20 protein-coding genes are annotated in these 16,020 nt (G+C 59.8%); 12 read left to right on the top strand and 8 right to left on the bottom strand.

Going from position 1 to position 16,020, the window contains the following annotated elements; genetic code table 11:
- Positions 1-169 precede the first annotated feature (169 nt).
- Positions 170-1,159, top strand: a complete 990-nt coding sequence (locus EV281_RS13590) for a glutathione S-transferase family protein (RefSeq protein ID WP_132653621.1) — start codon at positions 170-172, stop codon at positions 1,157-1,159.
- Positions 1,160-1,162: 3 nt separating this feature from the next.
- Here EV281_RS13590 and EV281_RS13585 read toward each other — a convergent pair whose 3' ends face one another.
- A complete protein-coding gene (locus EV281_RS13585) occupies positions 1,163-1,642 on the bottom strand; it encodes an NUDIX domain-containing protein (RefSeq protein WP_132653620.1) in 480 nt (159 codons plus the stop codon).
- A gap of 68 nt (positions 1,643-1,710) precedes the next feature.
- Between EV281_RS13585 and EV281_RS13580 the strand changes: the two genes are divergently transcribed.
- From EV281_RS13580 to EV281_RS13565, 4 genes are all read left to right on the top strand, one after another.
- Complete coding sequence (locus EV281_RS13580; RefSeq protein WP_132653619.1) at positions 1,711-2,619, top strand: metallophosphoesterase; 909 nt, start codon at positions 1,711-1,713, stop codon at positions 2,617-2,619.
- Positions 2,620-2,778: 159 nt separating this feature from the next.
- A complete protein-coding gene (locus EV281_RS13575; protein WP_132653618.1) occupies positions 2,779-3,339 on the top strand; it encodes a hypothetical protein in 561 nt (186 codons plus the stop codon).
- Positions 3,340-3,550: 211 nt separating this feature from the next.
- Entirely contained in the window at positions 3,551-4,063 is a 513-nt protein-coding gene (locus EV281_RS13570; RefSeq protein ID WP_132653617.1) for an RNA polymerase sigma factor, read from the top strand.
- Between the two features lie 5 nt (positions 4,064-4,068).
- The gene (locus EV281_RS13565; protein ID WP_132653616.1) at positions 4,069-4,905 is read left to right on the top strand and encodes an anti-sigma factor; all 837 of its coding nucleotides are present in this window, start codon (positions 4,069-4,071) and stop codon (positions 4,903-4,905) included.
- A gap of 3 nt (positions 4,906-4,908) precedes the next feature.
- Here the strand turns inward: EV281_RS13565 and EV281_RS13560 are convergent, their stop codons facing one another.
- Positions 4,909-5,886, bottom strand: a complete 978-nt coding sequence (locus tag EV281_RS13560; protein WP_132653615.1) for a zinc-binding dehydrogenase — start codon at positions 5,884-5,886, stop codon at positions 4,909-4,911.
- Between the two features lie 96 nt (positions 5,887-5,982).
- Here EV281_RS13560 and EV281_RS13555 point away from each other — a divergent pair, with 96 nt between their 5' ends.
- A complete protein-coding gene (locus EV281_RS13555; RefSeq protein ID WP_132653614.1) occupies positions 5,983-6,372 on the top strand; it encodes a helix-turn-helix domain-containing protein in 390 nt (129 codons plus the stop codon).
- A gap of 9 nt (positions 6,373-6,381) precedes the next feature.
- On the opposite strand, the gene leuA is transcribed toward EV281_RS13555, so the two are convergent.
- The 4 genes from leuA to EV281_RS13540 all read right to left on the bottom strand — a co-directional run bounded on the left by leuA (position 6,382) and on the right by EV281_RS13540 (position 10,408).
- A complete protein-coding gene (leuA, locus tag EV281_RS13550) occupies positions 6,382-8,106 on the bottom strand; it encodes a 2-isopropylmalate synthase (RefSeq protein WP_132653613.1) in 1,725 nt (574 codons plus the stop codon).
- A gap of 157 nt (positions 8,107-8,263) precedes the next feature.
- The gene (locus EV281_RS32000) at positions 8,264-8,389 is read right to left on the bottom strand and encodes a hypothetical protein (RefSeq protein WP_281026354.1); all 126 of its coding nucleotides are present in this window, start codon (positions 8,387-8,389) and stop codon (positions 8,264-8,266) included.
- 44 nt (positions 8,390-8,433) lie between these two features.
- Positions 8,434-9,618, bottom strand: a complete 1,185-nt coding sequence (locus EV281_RS13545) for a benzoate/H(+) symporter BenE family transporter (RefSeq protein ID WP_132653612.1) — start codon at positions 9,616-9,618, stop codon at positions 8,434-8,436.
- A 202-nt stretch (positions 9,619-9,820) separates the two neighbouring features.
- Positions 9,821-10,408: an ATP-dependent Clp protease proteolytic subunit gene (locus EV281_RS13540; RefSeq protein WP_132653611.1), complete on the bottom strand. Its 588-nt coding sequence runs from the start codon at positions 10,406-10,408 to the stop codon at positions 9,821-9,823.
- A 158-nt stretch (positions 10,409-10,566) separates the two neighbouring features.
- Between EV281_RS13540 and EV281_RS13535 the strand changes: the two genes are divergently transcribed.
- Together EV281_RS13535 and EV281_RS13530 are read left to right on the top strand one after the other, a co-directional pair.
- Entirely contained in the window at positions 10,567-11,277 is a 711-nt protein-coding gene (locus EV281_RS13535) for a hypothetical protein (protein WP_132653610.1), read from the top strand.
- Positions 11,278-11,376: 99 nt separating this feature from the next.
- Positions 11,377-12,129: a DUF2076 domain-containing protein gene (locus tag EV281_RS13530; protein ID WP_132653609.1), complete on the top strand. Its 753-nt coding sequence runs from the start codon at positions 11,377-11,379 to the stop codon at positions 12,127-12,129.
- A gap of 138 nt (positions 12,130-12,267) precedes the next feature.
- Here EV281_RS13530 and queF read toward each other — a convergent pair whose 3' ends face one another.
- Together queF and emfA are read right to left on the bottom strand one after the other, a co-directional pair.
- Complete coding sequence (queF, locus tag EV281_RS13525) at positions 12,268-12,732, bottom strand: preQ(1) synthase (RefSeq protein ID WP_132653608.1); 465 nt, start codon at positions 12,730-12,732, stop codon at positions 12,268-12,270.
- The gene (emfA, locus tag EV281_RS13520; protein ID WP_132653607.1) at positions 12,732-13,646 is read right to left on the bottom strand and encodes a CDF family cation efflux transporter EmfA; all 915 of its coding nucleotides are present in this window, start codon (positions 13,644-13,646) and stop codon (positions 12,732-12,734) included. Before emfA ends, queF begins: the two co-directional genes overlap by 1 nt.
- Before the next feature lie 253 nt (positions 13,647-13,899).
- On the opposite strand from emfA, the gene EV281_RS13515 reads away from it, so the two are divergent.
- The 4 genes from EV281_RS13515 to EV281_RS13500 all read left to right on the top strand — a co-directional run bounded on the left by EV281_RS13515 (position 13,900) and on the right by EV281_RS13500 (position 15,953).
- Complete coding sequence (locus EV281_RS13515; protein ID WP_132654296.1) at positions 13,900-14,394, top strand: MarR family transcriptional regulator; 495 nt, start codon at positions 13,900-13,902, stop codon at positions 14,392-14,394.
- Positions 14,391-15,071, top strand: coding sequence for a GNAT family N-acetyltransferase (locus EV281_RS13510; protein WP_132653606.1), 681 nt, complete (start codon positions 14,391-14,393; stop codon positions 15,069-15,071). Before EV281_RS13515 ends, EV281_RS13510 begins: the two co-directional genes overlap by 4 nt.
- A 95-nt stretch (positions 15,072-15,166) precedes the next feature.
- A complete protein-coding gene (locus tag EV281_RS13505) occupies positions 15,167-15,688 on the top strand; it encodes a hypothetical protein (protein WP_132653605.1) in 522 nt (173 codons plus the stop codon).
- Positions 15,689-15,788: 100 nt separating this feature from the next.
- Positions 15,789-15,953: a DUF1328 domain-containing protein gene (locus tag EV281_RS13500; protein ID WP_132653604.1), complete on the top strand. Its 165-nt coding sequence runs from the start codon at positions 15,789-15,791 to the stop codon at positions 15,951-15,953.
- Positions 15,954-16,020: the final 67 nt, after the last annotated feature.

The following is a 16,020-nucleotide window of genomic DNA, read 5'->3' as shown; positions in this document are numbered from 1 at the left end:
CCAGAAATTTGTGAGGAAGGCGGATAGCAGGAAAAATTTCCGCCGTCTATTGCAAAAATTCCGTCGGCATCAGGGCGACTAAGACGCAGTGTTCAATCTTTGTTGCCCTGCAAAACGCGGCGCGATGCGATATCTATCGCTGCAACGATCACTTTCAGAGGTGAAGCTCATGGGCATGCTGGTGGACGGCGTCTGGCATGACGTCTGGTACGATACGAAGGAAACGAAGGGCCATTTCAAGCGCCAGCCCTCGCAATTCCGCAACTGGATTACGGCAAATGGAGAAGCCGGCCCGAGTGGGAAAGGCAGCTTCAAAGCCGAGGCTGGCCGCTATCACCTTTATGTCTCCCTCGCCTGCCCCTGGGCGCATCGCACGCTGATTTTCCGCAAGCTGAAGAAGCTCGAAGATCTGATTTCCGTTTCGATCGTCGACCCGCTGATGGTGGAAAACGGCTGGGAGTTCAAGGTCGGCAATAGCGCAACGGGCGATCAGCTCTTTGGTTCAAAGACCCTATGGGAAGTCTATGTGAAAGCGGATCCGCATTATTCCGGCCGCGTCACGGTCCCGGTGCTCTGGGACAAGCATACGGGCACGATCGTCAACAACGAGTCGGCCGAAATCATCCGCATGTTCAACAGCGCCTTCAATCACCTGACCGGATCGACGGCGGACTATTATCCGGAAGACCTGCGGGCGGAGATCGATGCACTCAACGATGTTGTCTACGATACCGTCAACAACGGCGTCTACAAGGCAGGTTTTGCGACCACGCAGGCTGCCTACGAGGAGAATGTCGTCAAGCTCTTCGAAACGCTCGACAGACTCGACGCACGCCTCGGCAAGGGGCGTTACCTTTTCGGCGATCGGCAGACCGAAGCCGACTGGCGCCTCTTCACGACGCTGATACGTTTCGATTCTGTTTATGTTGGCCACTTCAAATGCAACATCCGCCGCATCGAAGATTACCCCAACCTGCAGGGCTACCTGCGCGATCTCTACCAGACGCCTGATGTGGCAGACACGGTCAATTTCAGCCACATCAAGCAGCACTATTACCGCAGCCATAAGACAATCAACCCGACCGGCATCGTGCCATCAGGTCCGGCGCTCGATCTCGACCGGCCACACGGCCGTGACAAGTTTGCAGCCGCCGCCTGAGCCTCACCAGTAATGCGCCGGCTCTGCCTCACCGCGGAGCTCGGCGAGCCTTCGCAGCGTCGCTTCAGTCGTCTCTTCGGGCAGATTGTCGATCTCGAAGAAGCCGCTTTCGGCAATCTCCCAGTCCGGCGGCCGCGGCGCGGTCTGCTCTACGGTGGCGCGGTAGAACACCACATGGTCGCGCCGAGTGATGTTGGTGTTGAAATAGACGTGAAAGAGCTGAGGTTTGCCGACGATCTTGAGATTGCCTTCCTCGCGCAATTCCTTGATCAGCGCCTCTTCTGCCGTCTCGTTTCGCTCAAGCCCGCCGCCCGGCATATGCCATCCTCCGGTATAGCTGTGACGAACGAGAAAGAGCCGACCCTTGTCGTCAAAACAGGCTGCGCGCACCCCCATCGTCATGCCGCGCACAAAGGAAAAATATACGTGCAGCAGCCTCAATGACACTTTCATGTGAAGGGGCCATGTTTGTTTATCTGCCATGGGTTCTTTCAGACTCTCATCGCCAAGATGTGTTTGAATTGTAAATAAGCTGGTCTATGTGTCGTTGCATGTTCAAGCTCGCGCATATCTCCGACGTCCATCTTGGACCCCTGCCACGCCTTTCCATTCACGAGCTTTTCTCGAAACGCATTACGGGCTTTGTGAACTGGCACCGCAACCGGCGCAAGCATCTTTTCGGTAGCACGCTCGATCTGCTGCTGGACGACATTCGCACTCATAAGGCCGACCATCTGGCGGTCACCGGCGACCTCGTCAATCTTGCAAGCGGCATTGAGATCCGCAGCGCGGCAGCCTGGCTGCGCGAACTCGGCGATCCCGCCGCCACCTCGGTCGTACCCGGCAATCATGACGCCTATGTGCCGGGTGCCTACGAGAAATCGATGCGCGCCTGGTATGATTACGTGCGCGGCGACCTCGCCCCACCGGAATGGGAAGAAGACCGCCACATCTTCCCTTACCTACGCATCCGCGACAAGGTCGCAATCGTCGGCTGTTCCACCGCGGTCGCAACCCCACCGTTCGCCGCGTCGGGATTCTTCGGCGCGCGTCAGGCACGCGATACGGTCAACATGCTGCGCGCTGCCGGCGAGGCCGGCCTTTTTCGCGTCGTCATGATCCATCATCCGCCGATCCGCGGTGCGACCTCTTTCTACAAGCGCATGATCGGCATCCGCCGTTTCGCGGCCGTCGTGTCGACGGGTGGAGCAGAACTCGTGCTGCATGGTCACACACATCTCAACACCCTTTACTGGCTGCGCGGACAGACCGGTCCGGTGCCGGTCGTCGGTATCGCTTCGGCCTCGCAGGGGCCGGGCGGCATCAAGCCCCGAGCCGCCTATAACCTCTTCTCGATTTCCGGCTCCCCGGGCGCCTGGGACTTGAAGGGCGAACGCTTCAGCATAAACGACGCAGCCGACGGCATGATGCCGAAAAGCGTTGATATTTTCGCACTTTAGAAGCGGTTGTGGAATCAATCTCGGCGCCAGTTCAATTAACTTGTGAAGAGCGGTCGCCGACGTCGCAACGGAAGCAATAAAGGCCGCCAGGCCTATTGGTATTTTTAAGCGTCGGCGTACAATTCGACCAATGCGTCGCCTCAAAACGGAGTATGCCTGATGACTGCTTCCCTTCATCGCCTGTGCAGACTTTCGCTTGTTTCCATCTTCGCTGTCGGGCTAGCCACATCCGCTTTTGCGGTCGGTGGCAGCAATGATGACACCTCACCGCCCCCAAAGACCGAAACGACCAAAACCTGCACCAAGGGCAAGGTCTGGGACGCCAAGAAGAAGGAATGCGTCGATGCCAAAAAGCAGAGCTTCAACGATGACGAGCTCTTCAACTTTGCCCGCGAATTCGCTTATGCCGGCCAGTATGAGAACGCGATCACGGTGCTCAACCTCGCCAAGAACCAGAACGATCCGCGCATCCTGAACTATCTCGGCTATGCCAACCGCAAGGCCGGCCGTGTGGAACTCGGCATGTCCTATTATAGGAAGGCGCTGCAGCAGGATGAGAATTATATCCTCGCCCGCTCCTACATGGGCATGGCGCTCGTCGAGCAAGGCGACCTCCAGGGCGCACGCGTCCAGCTCGTCGAGATCCGCGATCGCGGTGGCGAGAATACCTGGGCCTATCGTGCCCTTCTCCAGAGCCTGAACGGTTACAGGACATATTGAGGCAAGCTCCACGGGGTATGGTACGAAATCCCTTGGGAAGGGATGGATGAATTCAGATCCCCGCGCTTGCGAAATGCAGGCGACTTGTTCCATAAAGCCGCCTGCATGGCCGGGGTAAATACAAGGCTTCGTGCCCGCCGGGCAATGCCCGTACGCGGAGCCGGCTCGAATGCAAAGACGCCTGCCGATGTGAATGCTTCTTGGAACGACAATGCGCCAACCCGCCACCACCACCGATATCCGGCGTGACCTCGTCGGCCTCCTGCCCCGCCTCCGCCGCTTTGCTATTACGCTCGCGGGAGAGACGGCGACGGCCGATGAACTGGTCCAGGCGGTCTGTCTGCGTGCAATTTCCAAGGGAAACCAGTGGAACGGCGAAGGCCGGCTGGAAAGCTGGATCTATACGGTGGCCCGTCAGCAATGGGCCGAAGACAGCCGCAAGCGTAAGCCGCGGCCAGCCGCACGGGGCAACGTCACTGATATCCGCGACGCCATTCGCGACCGTAGCGCCGTCGTCGATACCGATGCGCTGCACCGCCTGCTCGCGGAAATGCCCGAAGGCGTCGCCAGTATTTTCCTGCTGATCGACGTAGAGGGCCATAGCTACCAGCAGGCGGCTGAGATCATGGGCATCGCGATCGGCAGCATCGCTGGTCAACTTGCCACAGCACGACTCCATTTCGCCGCATTGTCCGGTCACAATCCACCCGTCCACAGGTACTGACTGATTTGCTCGATTTCAAAAAACAGCCGCTTGAAGCCCAGCTTGCCGCCCTCCTCGACGGTGAAACGACACCGGAACAGAAGCTGGAGCTGGAAAACCGGCTCGCAATCGATGAAAACGCCCGCAAGCTCTACGACAAGCTCCGCCACGGTGTCGATTTTGGCCGCCGCAAGCTGGATGACATGCTGAAGGAACCGGTTCCCTTGTCGCTTGTCCGTTCCATCAAGAGCACGCAGCCACCGAAGACACCGATCGCCCAGCGCAACGCACGCCCGCAGCTCAAGCTCGCGCCAAGCGGCCGTCAGGCGCTTGCAGCTGCTCTCATCCTTTTCGTCATAGGCGGCGGCATCGGCTATTTCATCGGCAATGCGCCGGATACGGATGATGCCGCACCGGTCGCAACGCCCCAGATCAATACAAATGACTGGCTGGGTGACGTCACCGCCTTCCAGCGACTTCTGATGCGCCAGCCGCGTCATCTCGTCGAAGTCCCGGCCTCACAGGCCGAAGAAATCTCGTCATGGCTGACCACCGCAATCGGCGTGCCATTCCGCGTGCCGGATCTCTCGGCTAAATCCTGGACCTTCCAGGGTGCGCGCGTGATCCTCGGCGATAGCCGTCCCGTGGGTCAGCTCGTCTATTCCAATGCCGATGGCGATATTGTCTCGATCTGCTTCCGCAAGGATGCCCAGCCGCCGGCAACGGAAGACTTCAAGGAAACGATACGCGACGAGATCGGCTTGGTAACCTGGCACAATGCCGGCACTTCCTATGTCCTGGCAGGCCCCTCCGCCGAAGCCACGCTTAGCCAGCTTGCCATGGAAATCGCCGCCGCTATCTGACGGCTACGGCACCAGCACGACCTTTCCGCTGACCCGGCGCTCCTCCAGCGCGCGATGCGCCTCTGCAGCCTCATGGAGCGGAAAGCTTCCCCCTTGCACAACGCTCAAGGCTCTTGAGACAACAAGTTCGAAGAGCGCGGCGAGATCCCTTCTCCAATCGTCTGCAATCAGCGGCAGAAGCGAGAAACCCTTCAATGACTGGTTCAGATCGAGCATGGAACGGATTTCGGCGAGATCGAATGAAAACCGTCCCATCGCCGCCAGCAGCATCTCCCCGGCGGGAGCAAGCGCTGCGAGTGAAGCCTTGGCGAGATCGCCGCCGACGGTCTCATAAATAACGTCGGCGCCTTGTCCTGCAGTCGCCGCCTTCACCGAGGCCACCCAACCCTCCCTGGTATAATCGACCGCCAGATCGGCACCGAGCGACAATGCAAGCTTCCTCTTTGCCTCGCTGCCCGCACCGGCAATGACCATGGACGCGCCTTCAGACCTGGCTAACTGCACCAGTAGGGAACCCACACCACCGCCGGCAGCGTTGACAATTACGGCCTTTCCCTTGGGCGGGCTGCGGCGCACCATATGGAGAGCTGTCAGCCCCTGCACCATCAGCGCCGTGGCATCCGCAAAAGATACGCTGTCCGGCAGTCGCACCAACGAATCCGAATCCACGACCACATATTCCGCATAGCCGCCATAGCCGTGTCTGATGGCAAAAAGCGGCACGGCGACACGTCCTCCAACGAGCGAGGTATCAGCACCCGGTCCGGACACTTCGACAACGCCTGCCGCTTCCACGCCGGGAAACATCGGCAGCGACGGCGTCATGGCGTAGCGACCGCCGCGCATTAGAACCTCAAAAAAATTGACGCCGGCGGCATGGACGCGCACCAGCACCTCCCTCTCTTTCGGCTCGGGCGTCGGTACTTCGACAAGCTTGAGAACCTCTGGTGGACCGAATCGGCTAAACTGAATGGCTTTCATGGCGACCTCGCGTTTTGATGGCGTGGGGTCGTCTTAGCACTCGATTTCCAGCTCAAAATACACACATATCAGTGCCCTACCCACCAGGAGGTGTCCATGGCCGAGCCAATCAAGAGGCTGCCGAAACTGCCCGTAGAGCGGGCTCTGAAAGTGATCTCCGGGCGATGGAAGCCCGTCATTCTCTACTATATCTTTTCCGGCCCCAAACGGCTTTCGGAACTGAAGCGCATGATGCCTGACATCACCCAGAAGGTGCTGATCCAGCAATTGCGGGAAATGGAGGAACACGGCCTCGTGCGCCGCGAGGTCTTTGGCGAGGTGCCGGCGCGGGTGGAATATACGGTGACCGAACTTGGCCTCGGACTGGAGCCGATCCTCTTTGCGCTATGCCAATGGGGACAGGACCATGCTGAGGCGCAGGGCGAGCTCGATGAGCTCGCCGATTGCATCGTCAGGCCGCGTCACGCCGGAGCGATCGCGGCCTGATCACAACACTCAGGCCTTGCCGGCCTTCACGTCGAGCACGCGGTTGGCAGCCGACACGATCGCTTCGAGCGATGCGGCGACGATATTGGTGTTGATGCCCGCACCGAAGAGCTTTCCGCCCGGATAGGACGTCTCGACATAGGAGATAGCGGCGGCATTCGAGCCATGCTGCAGCGAATGCTCCGAATAATCCTCGACCGACATCTCGATGCCGAGATAATGCGACAGGGCATTGATGAAGCCGTCGATCGGCCCGTTGCCGCGGCCCTCGATACGCTTGATCTCACCATTGTCGGTGATCTCGGCCGCCACGATCCGCTGTCCCTTGTGCTCTGTATCGGGATAGGTGTGGTGGTCGACGAACTTGAGGCGGGCGCCCGGCTGGGTCACGTAACGCTCGATGAAGCGGTCGTGGATGCGCTTTGAGGGAAGCTCCTTGCCTTCTTCATCGGTGATGCGTTGGATGTCTTCGCGGAATTCGACCTGCAGGTTGCGCGGCAGGTTGAGCCCGTAATCCTGCTGCAGGATGTAGGCGATGCCGCCCTTGCCGGACTGCGAATTGATGCGGATGATCGCTTCGTAGGAGCGGCCGACATCGCGCGGGTCAATCGGCAAGTAGGGCACCTCCCAGACCGGATGGTTGGCAACCTGAGCGGCTTTCATGCCCTTGTTGATCGCATCCTGATGCGAGCCGGAGAAGGCCGTGTAGACCAGCTCGCCGACATAAGGATGACGCTCGGCAATTGCCATCTGGTTCGAATATTCGAAGACTTCCTTGATGCGTTCGATGTTCGAGCAGTCGATTTCCGGATCGACGCCCTGGGTGAACATGTTGAGCGCCATGGTGACGACATCGACATTGCCGGTGCGCTCGCCATTGCCGAACAGCGTGCCTTCGACGCGGTCGGCGCCCGCCAGCAAGGCCAGTTCGGCAGCGGCAATGCCGGTGCCGCGGTCATTATGCGGATGCAGCGAGATGATCAGGTTCTCGCGGTTGTCGAGATTGCGGCACATCCATTCGATCTGGTCGGCATAGACGTTTGGTGTCGCCATTTCGACGGTCGAGGGCAGATTGATGATGAGCTTGTTATCGGGCGTCGGCTTCACGACCTCAATGACCGCGTTGCAGATTTCCAGCGCCACGTCGAGTTCGGTGCCGGTGAAGCTCTCGGGCGAATATTCGAACCGATAACCACCGCCCGCCTTGGCCGCCATATCCGTGATCATCTTGGCCGCATCGACAGCGATCTGCTTGATGCCCTGCACATCCTTGGCGAACACCACGCGACGCTGCAGCTCGCTGGTGGAATTGTAGAAGTGTACGATCGGCCGGTTGGCGCCTTCCAGCGCCTCGAAGGTACGCGTGATCAGCTCGGGCCGGCACTGTACCAGCACCTGCAGCGAGACGTCGTCAGGCACATTGCCCTCTTCCACGCACCAGCGGGCAAAATCGAAGTCGGTCTGCGAGGCAGACGGGAAACCGATCTCGATTTCCTTGAAGCCCATTTCCAGCAGCAAGTGGAACATGCGCGCCTTACGATCATGGCCCATCGGATCGACGAGCGCCTGATTGCCGTCGCGCAGATCGACGGAGCACCAGATCGGCGCCTTGGTGATGGTCTTGGTCGGCCAGGTGCGGTCGGGAATGTTGACCTGCGGATAGGGCCGGTATTTGACGGCGGCGTCGGGCATGCCCTTGGCGCCTGCGGAGGATCGGCTGTTGGTCGTGTCCATTGTCTTGTCTCCTCGTCCCGGCATTTGCCCCGCGTCTTAGCCGATCATATCTGGCTTGGCGACAGCAAATGCGGACCTTTGATCGGTCGTTTGGTCAATTTTGAATGTGAGTCGCGAGGAGCGATGGCCGGGCGGGCTTTCGGCCGCCGGGCGCTCCTCAAAGGACCCGGCAACCGCGCGTAAGGCCGAGGAGAAGAAGCGAGGTCAGGGCACGCGTATTGTCACGCAGGGCCGTGCGGCCGCGTGCAATCGTCTCGGAAATCCGTGCGCTTGTGCTCTTCATGACCGCGCTTATAGCCTCCGCCGGAAATTCCGGCAACCCCTCGCCTACTTTTTCCTCGCCTGCACAATTCGCGACAGAACGAGCATCAGACCGCCGGCGATCAACCCCCAGAAGGCACCCGAAATACCGCCGAAGGAAACGCCAGATGCTGTGACGAGGAAGGTGATCGCCGCTGCTTCGCGCGACTCCGGCGCCTGAAAGGCAGCCATGGCGGAACCCGAGAAAGCGCCGACAAGCGCCAGACCGGCCACGGCCTCAATCAGGATCGGCGGCGCCAATGCCACAAAGGCAGTCACTGCCCCAGCCAGCAGACCGAGAACGACATAACCGATACCCGAGATCAGGGCCGCCCAATAGCGCCGTGAGGGATCTGGATGCGCGTCCTGCCCGGCGCACATTGCCGCCGTGATTGCCGCCAGATTGACTGCATGTCCGCCAAACGGCGCGGCGAGCAGCGAGAAAACGCCTGTAACGGCAAAGAGCGGCCCCGGCTTCGGATCATAGTGGTTGACCTTCAGCACAGCGATGCCGGGAATATTCTGCGAGGCCATCGTCACGATGAAGAGCGGCAGGGCGATGGACACAAAACCAGCGAGATTGAAAACCGGATGGAGGATGCCGATAACAGGGACCAGCGATTGTCCGATCGAGGCCGAGGCGCCCGCGGGAATATCGACGCCGAAGGCGAGGACCAGTGCGAAGGCCGCCAGCGCAGCCGGCACCGCCCACAGCCGCTTGAAGGCGCCGACCACGATCCAGGTCAGAATGATCGGCAGGCCGAGCAGCGGATTGAAGGCCACGGCCTTGACCGGGGCAAAGCAAAGACCGAGCAGCACGCCCGAGAGCATGGCATTGGCGAGCGGTGCAGGAATGGCGGCGACGGCCCGTCCAAGCGGCTTGAACAGCCCGGCAATGACGATCAGCACACCGCAAAGGATGAAGGCCCCGACAGCCGCATTGAAACCACCGTCGATCGCACCGATGCTGGCAAGCAGGGCGGCTCCCGGAGTCGACCATGCGATGCTGACCGGCAGGCGCGTGACGGCGCTGAGTACGACGGCGCAAAGCCCCATGGAAATCGACAGCGCCATCAGCCCCGACGCAGCCTGCGCATCGGTCGCACCAACCGCCTGCAGTCCGTGCAGCACGACAGCAAAGGAACTGGTGAACCCCACGAAAGCCGTCAGCAGACCCATGAACAGACTCTGCACGGAAAAATCTTTGATCAATGGAGCGACTCCCGGCTGCTAAGACTGCGCATGGAGCAACATAGGAGAATTGCGCGCAAGCCGAATTGCTGTGGGAAATGTTCTCCCGAGTGACAATTTCCGCAGAGATTGCCAACAGATTTCATGTGCCGCGCAAGAAGACATGAAACGCCCCGCCTGCAATCGGCAGACGGGGCGTGAATTCAGCAGCCTTGGCGAAGAATCAGACTTCGCTCTGCGAGGTCACGATACGGGAAACGAGACCGTAGGCGACGGCATCCTCTGCCGAGAGCCAGTAATCGCGGTCGATATCCTTGGCGATCTTTTCCTCCGCCTGGCCGGTTGCCTTCGAGAAGATCTTGATGAGGCGCTCGTTCATCTTGATGATCTCACGCGCCTGGATCTCGATATCAGAAGCCATACCGCGGGTGCCACCGGACGGTTGGTGAAGCAGGAAGCGGGTATTCGGCAGGCAGATACGGCGCTCCTTCGGAGCTGCGGCATAGATGAGCGCGCCGGCCGAGGCGACCCAGCCCGTACCGATCATCCACACCTTCGGCTTGATGAACTTGATCATGTCATGGATTGAATCGCCGGATTCGACATGGCCGCCGGGCGAATTCACATAAATGCGAATGTCTTCATCATTGGCGGCAGCAAGCGCCACAAGCTGGGTGCAAACCTTCTGCGCCAGTTCCTGCGTGATCGGCCCGTAGATGAAGATCGAACGCGACTTGAAAAGGTTCGCCTCCGTTTCCTTGCCGAGCGGCAGTTCCTTCGTCTTTTCGTCCTGTTCTTCTTCTTCGTTCATTCGAACCTCTCTCACGACCAATGCGGTTCCTCGCACATAGTGCGACTCAATGCGTAAAACAATGCGAGAAAAAGAGGAAGGCCGGAACCCGTGAAGATATTCTTATGACAAACGCACGATATCGTAACATCCTCTGAAAAGACCGGGAGACACATAAAATGACCTCCTTCCTGCTGCGCGCAGCCATCCGCAACAATGCATTCTGGTGCGACGCCGTCTGCAAGGCGCAGGGCTCGCCCGGGGAGTTTACGTCAACACTCTGGTTCCATCGCCGGGACACCCCGCCCTTCTATCCGGATGTCATAACGCTGACGGAGACGGACGGCGAAGCTGTGGAAGCGATCGTCACGGTGATCAACAGCGAGAAACGCGACTGGGCGGTCAAGGACAGCTACTCGGCTCTCGATCTCGCGCCCCTCGGTTTCACAATGCTGTTCGAAGCCGAATGGATCGGCATGTGGAGGCCGACCCTGACGCCATCCCCGTTTACATGGAAGCGCATGGAGAACGCCGCAGATCTTGCGCGATGGGAGGCGGAATGGGCAAAGGCGAACGGGCCGGTAACGCAGACGATCTTTACCGAGCCGCTGTTGCATAATCCGGAAATCGCTTTCCTGCTTGGCTTCGAACATGACCAGCCAGTCGGCGGCGGCATCCTCAATCACCACGGCGGCGTCGTCGGCCATTCCAATCTGTTCGCCGGGGGCGGGCGAGTCGAAGCCATACGTCGCGGGATGATCGCCCAGGCGGCCGAACTCTATCCGGGAGAACCGCTCGTCGGGTACGAACGCGGCGACGACCTGGATGAGGCGCTGCGCACGGGCTTCGAGCTTTTAGGCCCGCTGCGTGTCTGGCTGAAGGAGGCCTAAGCTAAACGAAATGTAAGCTGCCAAGGCTTTGAAATGCCCAAATTGCTTCCTAACTCACCCTTACACGGTCTTGCCGCAGAACTTTAAAGGAGACAGGACATGTCACCGGAAGAACGCCAATTGTTGACTGCCCTCTTCGATCGCGTCCGCACTGCGGGCGCAACACCGCGCGATCCGGAAGCCGAGGCGCTGATAACAGAAGCGACCCGTGCGCAGCCGTCTGCCGCCTACTACCTGGCGCAGGCCGTCATCGTTCAGGAAAAGGGTCTGGAAGCCGCCGCCAACCACATCAAGGAGCTTGAAGAGCGCGTCCATCAGCTTGAAGCGGGCGGAGGCGACCGCCGCCAGGCTGAACAAGGCGGCTTCCTGAGCTCCATCTTCGGCAATACGCAGACACAACAGCCGGCCCCTGCACCTGGCCCATGGGGTAGCGCACCGAGAGATAGCTACGAACAGCCGCGCGGATACGACAACACTCGCCAGATGCCGCAACAGCCTACCGGCCCCTGGACGCAACAGGCCTATGCGCCATCTGCCGGCGGCAGCTTCCTGCGCGGCGCCCTCGGCACGGCAGCCGGTGTCGCGGGGGGCATGCTGCTCGCCAACTCGCTTTCCGGCATTTTCGGCAACCACATGTCGTCGCTCGGCTGGGGCTCGCCCTTTGCCGGCGCCAACCCCTTCGGCAATGCCGGCAGCCCTGTCGAGGAAACCGTCATCAACAACTACTACGGCGACAACAGCCAGGCTGACGACGACCGGACCAATAATGACGACAATATCCAGCAGGCCGATTACACCGACGACAATGACGACTTTTTCGACGATTCCGGTAACGATACGACGGATGTTTGAAGGTGGGCGACTGTAGGTTTTAGACCGCCGCGGCCTTGCCCGGCCCTTCGCTTTAGGCTCAGGCCGTTCGCCGCTGCAATCGATTCACTGGATCGATTGCTCGGGCTGGGCCCGACCGCGGCTCACCCCAACCGCGGCTCACCCACGTCCACGATAGGTGGCAACACCCTGGTCCGGCAGCCAGACACCTTCCGGCGGTTTGCCGGTCTGCCAGAAGACGTCGATCGGAATGCCACCGCGCGGATACCAGTAGGCGCCGATACGCAGCCATTTCGGCTCGAGAAGCTCGACGATGCGCTTGGCGATGTAGATCGAGCAATCCTCGTGGAAGGCGCCATGATTGCGGAAGGAATGCAGGAAGAGCTTCAGCGATTTCGATTCCACCAGCCATTCGTTCGGAATATAGTCGATAACGATATGGGCGAAATCCGGCTGCCCGGTCATCGGGCAGAGCGAGGTGAATTCCGGTGCGGTGAAGCGCACGACATAGTCGGTGCCCGCATGATTGGCAGGCACCTTTTCCAGGACCGCCTCTTCCGGACTCTTGGCGGTTTCGGTGTGTTGGCCCAGCATCGAAAGGCTGGAAACGTCTGTCTTCGGCATTAGGTCTCCTTGATCACTTTGACGCGGATGCCATGGGCCTTTTCGCCCTCCGGCTCCACATGAATGGCAATGGTCGCGCCCGCATGCGCTGCTCGAATGGCATCTTCAAGGCGGTCGCAAATATCATGCGCTTCGCGAACCGTCATCTTTGCCGGCACGACAAGATGGAAATCCACGAAAGTCACTGAACCGGCACGCCGCGTTTTCAGATCATGCACGCCGATCGAGCCGGACGCATGGGTGGCGATCGCCTGCTTGATCGCCTCTTCCTCCTGCGGCTCGACAGCCTGGTCCATAAGCCCGCCGATCGAATGGGAGATGACCTTCCAGCCCTGATAGAGGATGTTGAGCGCAACGAGAATGGCGAGAATAGGGTCGAAGATTGCATAGCCCGTCGCAAGCGCCAGGAGCAGGCCAACGAGAACGCCAACGGAAGTGACCACGTCCGACATGATGTGCTGTCCATCCGCCGTCAATGCCGCAGAGCGATGCTTTCGCCCAGCACGGATCAAAAGCTGCGCCCAGACGGCATTGACGACACCGGCAGCGAAGTTGATCGCAAGACCGAGTACCGGCGCTTCGAGCATACGCGGATCGGCAAGTTGGCCGACTGCCGCCTCGACGATGAGCAAGGCTGCGACGACGATCATCACGCCTTCGGTGACGGCCGACAGATATTCCGCCTTGTGATGGCCGAAGGGATGGTCGTGGTCGGCCGGCTTCTGTGCATAGCGGATGACGAAAAAGGCGATGAAAGCCGCCACCACATTGACGAAGGATTCCAGCCCGTCCGAAAGCAGCGCGACGGAGCCCGTCACCCACCAGGCGACCATCTTCAGCCCCATCACACCGAGTGACACGGGAATGCCCCAGAACGCCAGTTTCCGAACCGTGAGATTGCCCTCGTCGCTCATGTCATCCCCCTGCGGATGCGAATGAATTGCAGCATCTAAGCCATTGAAACGCAAAACCGCCCACGCGGGAATCGCGCAGGCGGCCAATGCGGGTGATATGGGCAATCAGCCTCAAAATGTCAAAGGCCTTGGCGGAATAAAACAAAGGACGTTCTTCCCAAGTAATGGCGTGCCTTCTAAATCGACTCGCGTGATTGACGTCAGTTACATAACTATTTATATAACATGTTATGAAAATATGGAGGAGCCTGCTTTGGTTGAGGATGTCGTGAAATCGCTTGGCTACCTATGCCTTGGTAGCCGCTTCCGCCGGATCGGCGAACGCCTGCAAGCCGACACACAACAGGTGATCGAGGAACTGGGCGTCTCCATTCAGGCCGCGCAATATCCCTTCCTGGGTGCCATCTACAGGCTCGGCCCTCTCACTATCGGGGAGCTGGCGCAGGCCGTGGGTATCACCCAGCCCGGCGCGACTCGAACTGCTTCCCAGCTCATGGAACTCGGCTTTCTCGACATGCAGTCGTCGCCCGAGGATCAGCGGCGCAGGGTCGTTTCGCTGACACCGAAAGGGCAGGAACTGGTTGAGTATTCGAGACAAAAGGTCTGGCCACGCATCGCAGCCGCCGTCGCCGATCTCTGCCGGGATCTCGACGGCCCACTGCTTGAGCAGCTTGCCGCAATCGAAGACGGGCTGGCCGAAGCACCGCTGATGCGCCGCGCCGGCGCCGTACCGGAGAAAACACCATGAACCATGTTCTCGATCGACCGGTCTGGAACGCACTTCAGACGACACACGCAGATCTTGCCGAGGGGGGTAAACGCGCGATGCGCTATCCGCCCTCCATCGTTCCTTTCGCCGCAGCAGCCGACGACGGCCGAGAAAGCCTCGAAGCACTCGAAAACCTGCCGGCAGATGACGAGGTCATGGCAATTGTCGAAGCCGGCCCGGTGACCATTCCGGATGGCCTGACGGTCGTGTCCGAAGGCAAACTGGTGCAGATGATCGCCGAGCGGCCCTATGAGCGCATTTCCGACAGCAGGCTACAACGACTTACCGCTGATGATGCGGAAGAGATGCTCGCTTTGGCGACGCTGACCAAGCCAGGCCCCTTTACGCTTGGCGCCCAAAGGCTCGGAACCTTCTGGGGCGTGAAGATCGACGGCCGTCTCGTCGCCATGGCCGGCCAGCGCCTGCGACATCCCGGATTTGGAGAGCTCAGCGGCCTTTGCACGCACCCCGATTTTCAGGGGCGCGGCCTTGGCACTCTTCTTTTCCGCTTCGTTGCCGGAGAAATTTCCGCCAGAGGCGACACCGTCTTCCTGCACGCCTATTACACCAATACGCCCGCCATCACGCTTTACGAGGATCTCGGCTTCAAGCTGCGATCGGAAATGAATCTGCGCGTCGTCAAGCGCCGCGCATAGACCCGCTAAAACGCCGCAGGTTCGCTTTGTGCCATGATAGCGACGAAATTGCATGATGTTGACGGCTCGGCAGTCAATTGGGGACCGCGTGAGACATGCATTGGATCAATCGCTATATCGACCAACCGTTGCTCGACGGTGCGGCCAGCTTCTTGCGGGCCTGGCATATCCGGACCGGCCTGTCGCCCGAGCGTCTTGAGCCGATCTGGAACATTGTCGTGACCGGTCTGCTGGTCGTCGCAGCCAGCCATTTCCTCGCTGGCTCGGCGCTCCTTCTGTGCTACGGCGGTATCGTCATGCTTGCCCTCCCCTCGGCCTGGTCGCTGTTTAACGGCCGCGACGCGGATAGTTACGACGTCGTTGCCTACAAAAGGCTCAGGACCAAGGCTTTCCTGAAGCGCGAGGCCGAATGGGCCGTCCGGCTCGCCATCCTCTTCACCGCCATCTGCCTTCCCTTCATTACCCGTTCGGACGATCCGCCCGTTACCTATTTCATGATCGGCGCCTGCCTCTGGTTCGTGCTGACGGGACCGGCGAGGTCCTATCTGGCGGCAGCAGAACCGCCCATGCCGCGCGATGGGGACTGGTCTTTCAAGACCGATTTGCAGTTCGGCTGAAGAGAGTTCGTCAGCACGCAAATCCAATTGTTGCAGCCACAATGGAACGAAGCGCTCACGCTTCCGTTATCCTTGCCAGCAACCGCTGAAGGAGATCGCGATGCTGTATTATGCTCTGGTATTTCTCGTCGTAGCCCTGATTGCAGGCGTACTTGGATTTGGCGGCATTGCCGGCGCATCCGCTTCGATAGCCCAGGTTCTGTTCTTCATCTTCCTGGTGCTGTTCGTCGTGTCCATCGTTGTCCGGCTCATGCGGCGGGTCTAGGCCGACAACCTAACGCACCTAAAAAACCCGCCGTCTCCGGCGGGTTTTTTATTGGCTATGCCTTTGG

Origin of the sequence: Rhizobium sp. BK418 (assembly GCF_004341105.1) — a bacterium.
Taxonomy (GTDB): Bacteria; Pseudomonadota; Alphaproteobacteria; order Rhizobiales; family Rhizobiaceae; genus Rhizobium.
Note: the sequence above shows the minus strand (reverse complement) of the source record. Positions and strands in the feature narration are given on the sequence as shown.

Coding starts and splice junctions, on each gene's coding strand:
- emfA (WP_132653607.1), bottom strand. CDS start 13,646: ATGAGCGACGAGGGCAATCTCACGGTTCGGAAACTGGCGTTCTGGGGC.
- EV281_RS13585 (WP_132653620.1), bottom strand. CDS start 1,642: ATGGCAGATAAACAAACATGGCCCCTTCACATGAAAGTGTCATTGAGG.
- EV281_RS13500 (WP_132653604.1), top strand. CDS start 15,789: ATGCTGTATTATGCTCTGGTATTTCTCGTCGTAGCCCTGATTGCAGGC.
- EV281_RS32000 (WP_281026354.1), bottom strand. CDS start 8,389: ATGAAGAGCACAAGCGCACGGATTTCCGAGACGATTGCACGCGGCCGC.
- EV281_RS13510 (WP_132653606.1), top strand. CDS start 14,391: ATGAACCATGTTCTCGATCGACCGGTCTGGAACGCACTTCAGACGACA.
- EV281_RS13575 (WP_132653618.1), top strand. CDS start 2,779: ATGACTGCTTCCCTTCATCGCCTGTGCAGACTTTCGCTTGTTTCCATC.
- EV281_RS13560 (WP_132653615.1), bottom strand. CDS start 5,886: ATGAAAGCCATTCAGTTTAGCCGATTCGGTCCACCAGAGGTTCTCAAG.
- EV281_RS13540 (WP_132653611.1), bottom strand. CDS start 10,408: ATGAACGAAGAAGAAGAACAGGACGAAAAGACGAAGGAACTGCCGCTC.
- EV281_RS13570 (WP_132653617.1), top strand. CDS start 3,551: ATGCGCCAACCCGCCACCACCACCGATATCCGGCGTGACCTCGTCGGC.
- leuA (WP_132653613.1), bottom strand. CDS start 8,106: ATGGACACGACCAACAGCCGATCCTCCGCAGGCGCCAAGGGCATGCCC.
- EV281_RS13505 (WP_132653605.1), top strand. CDS start 15,167: ATGCATTGGATCAATCGCTATATCGACCAACCGTTGCTCGACGGTGCG.
- EV281_RS13580 (WP_132653619.1), top strand. CDS start 1,711: ATGTTCAAGCTCGCGCATATCTCCGACGTCCATCTTGGACCCCTGCCA.
- EV281_RS13530 (WP_132653609.1), top strand. CDS start 11,377: ATGTCACCGGAAGAACGCCAATTGTTGACTGCCCTCTTCGATCGCGTC.
- EV281_RS13555 (WP_132653614.1), top strand. CDS start 5,983: ATGGCCGAGCCAATCAAGAGGCTGCCGAAACTGCCCGTAGAGCGGGCT.
- EV281_RS13590 (WP_132653621.1), top strand. CDS start 170: ATGGGCATGCTGGTGGACGGCGTCTGGCATGACGTCTGGTACGATACG.
- queF (WP_132653608.1), bottom strand. CDS start 12,732: ATGCCGAAGACAGACGTTTCCAGCCTTTCGATGCTGGGCCAACACACC.
- EV281_RS13535 (WP_132653610.1), top strand. CDS start 10,567: ATGACCTCCTTCCTGCTGCGCGCAGCCATCCGCAACAATGCATTCTGG.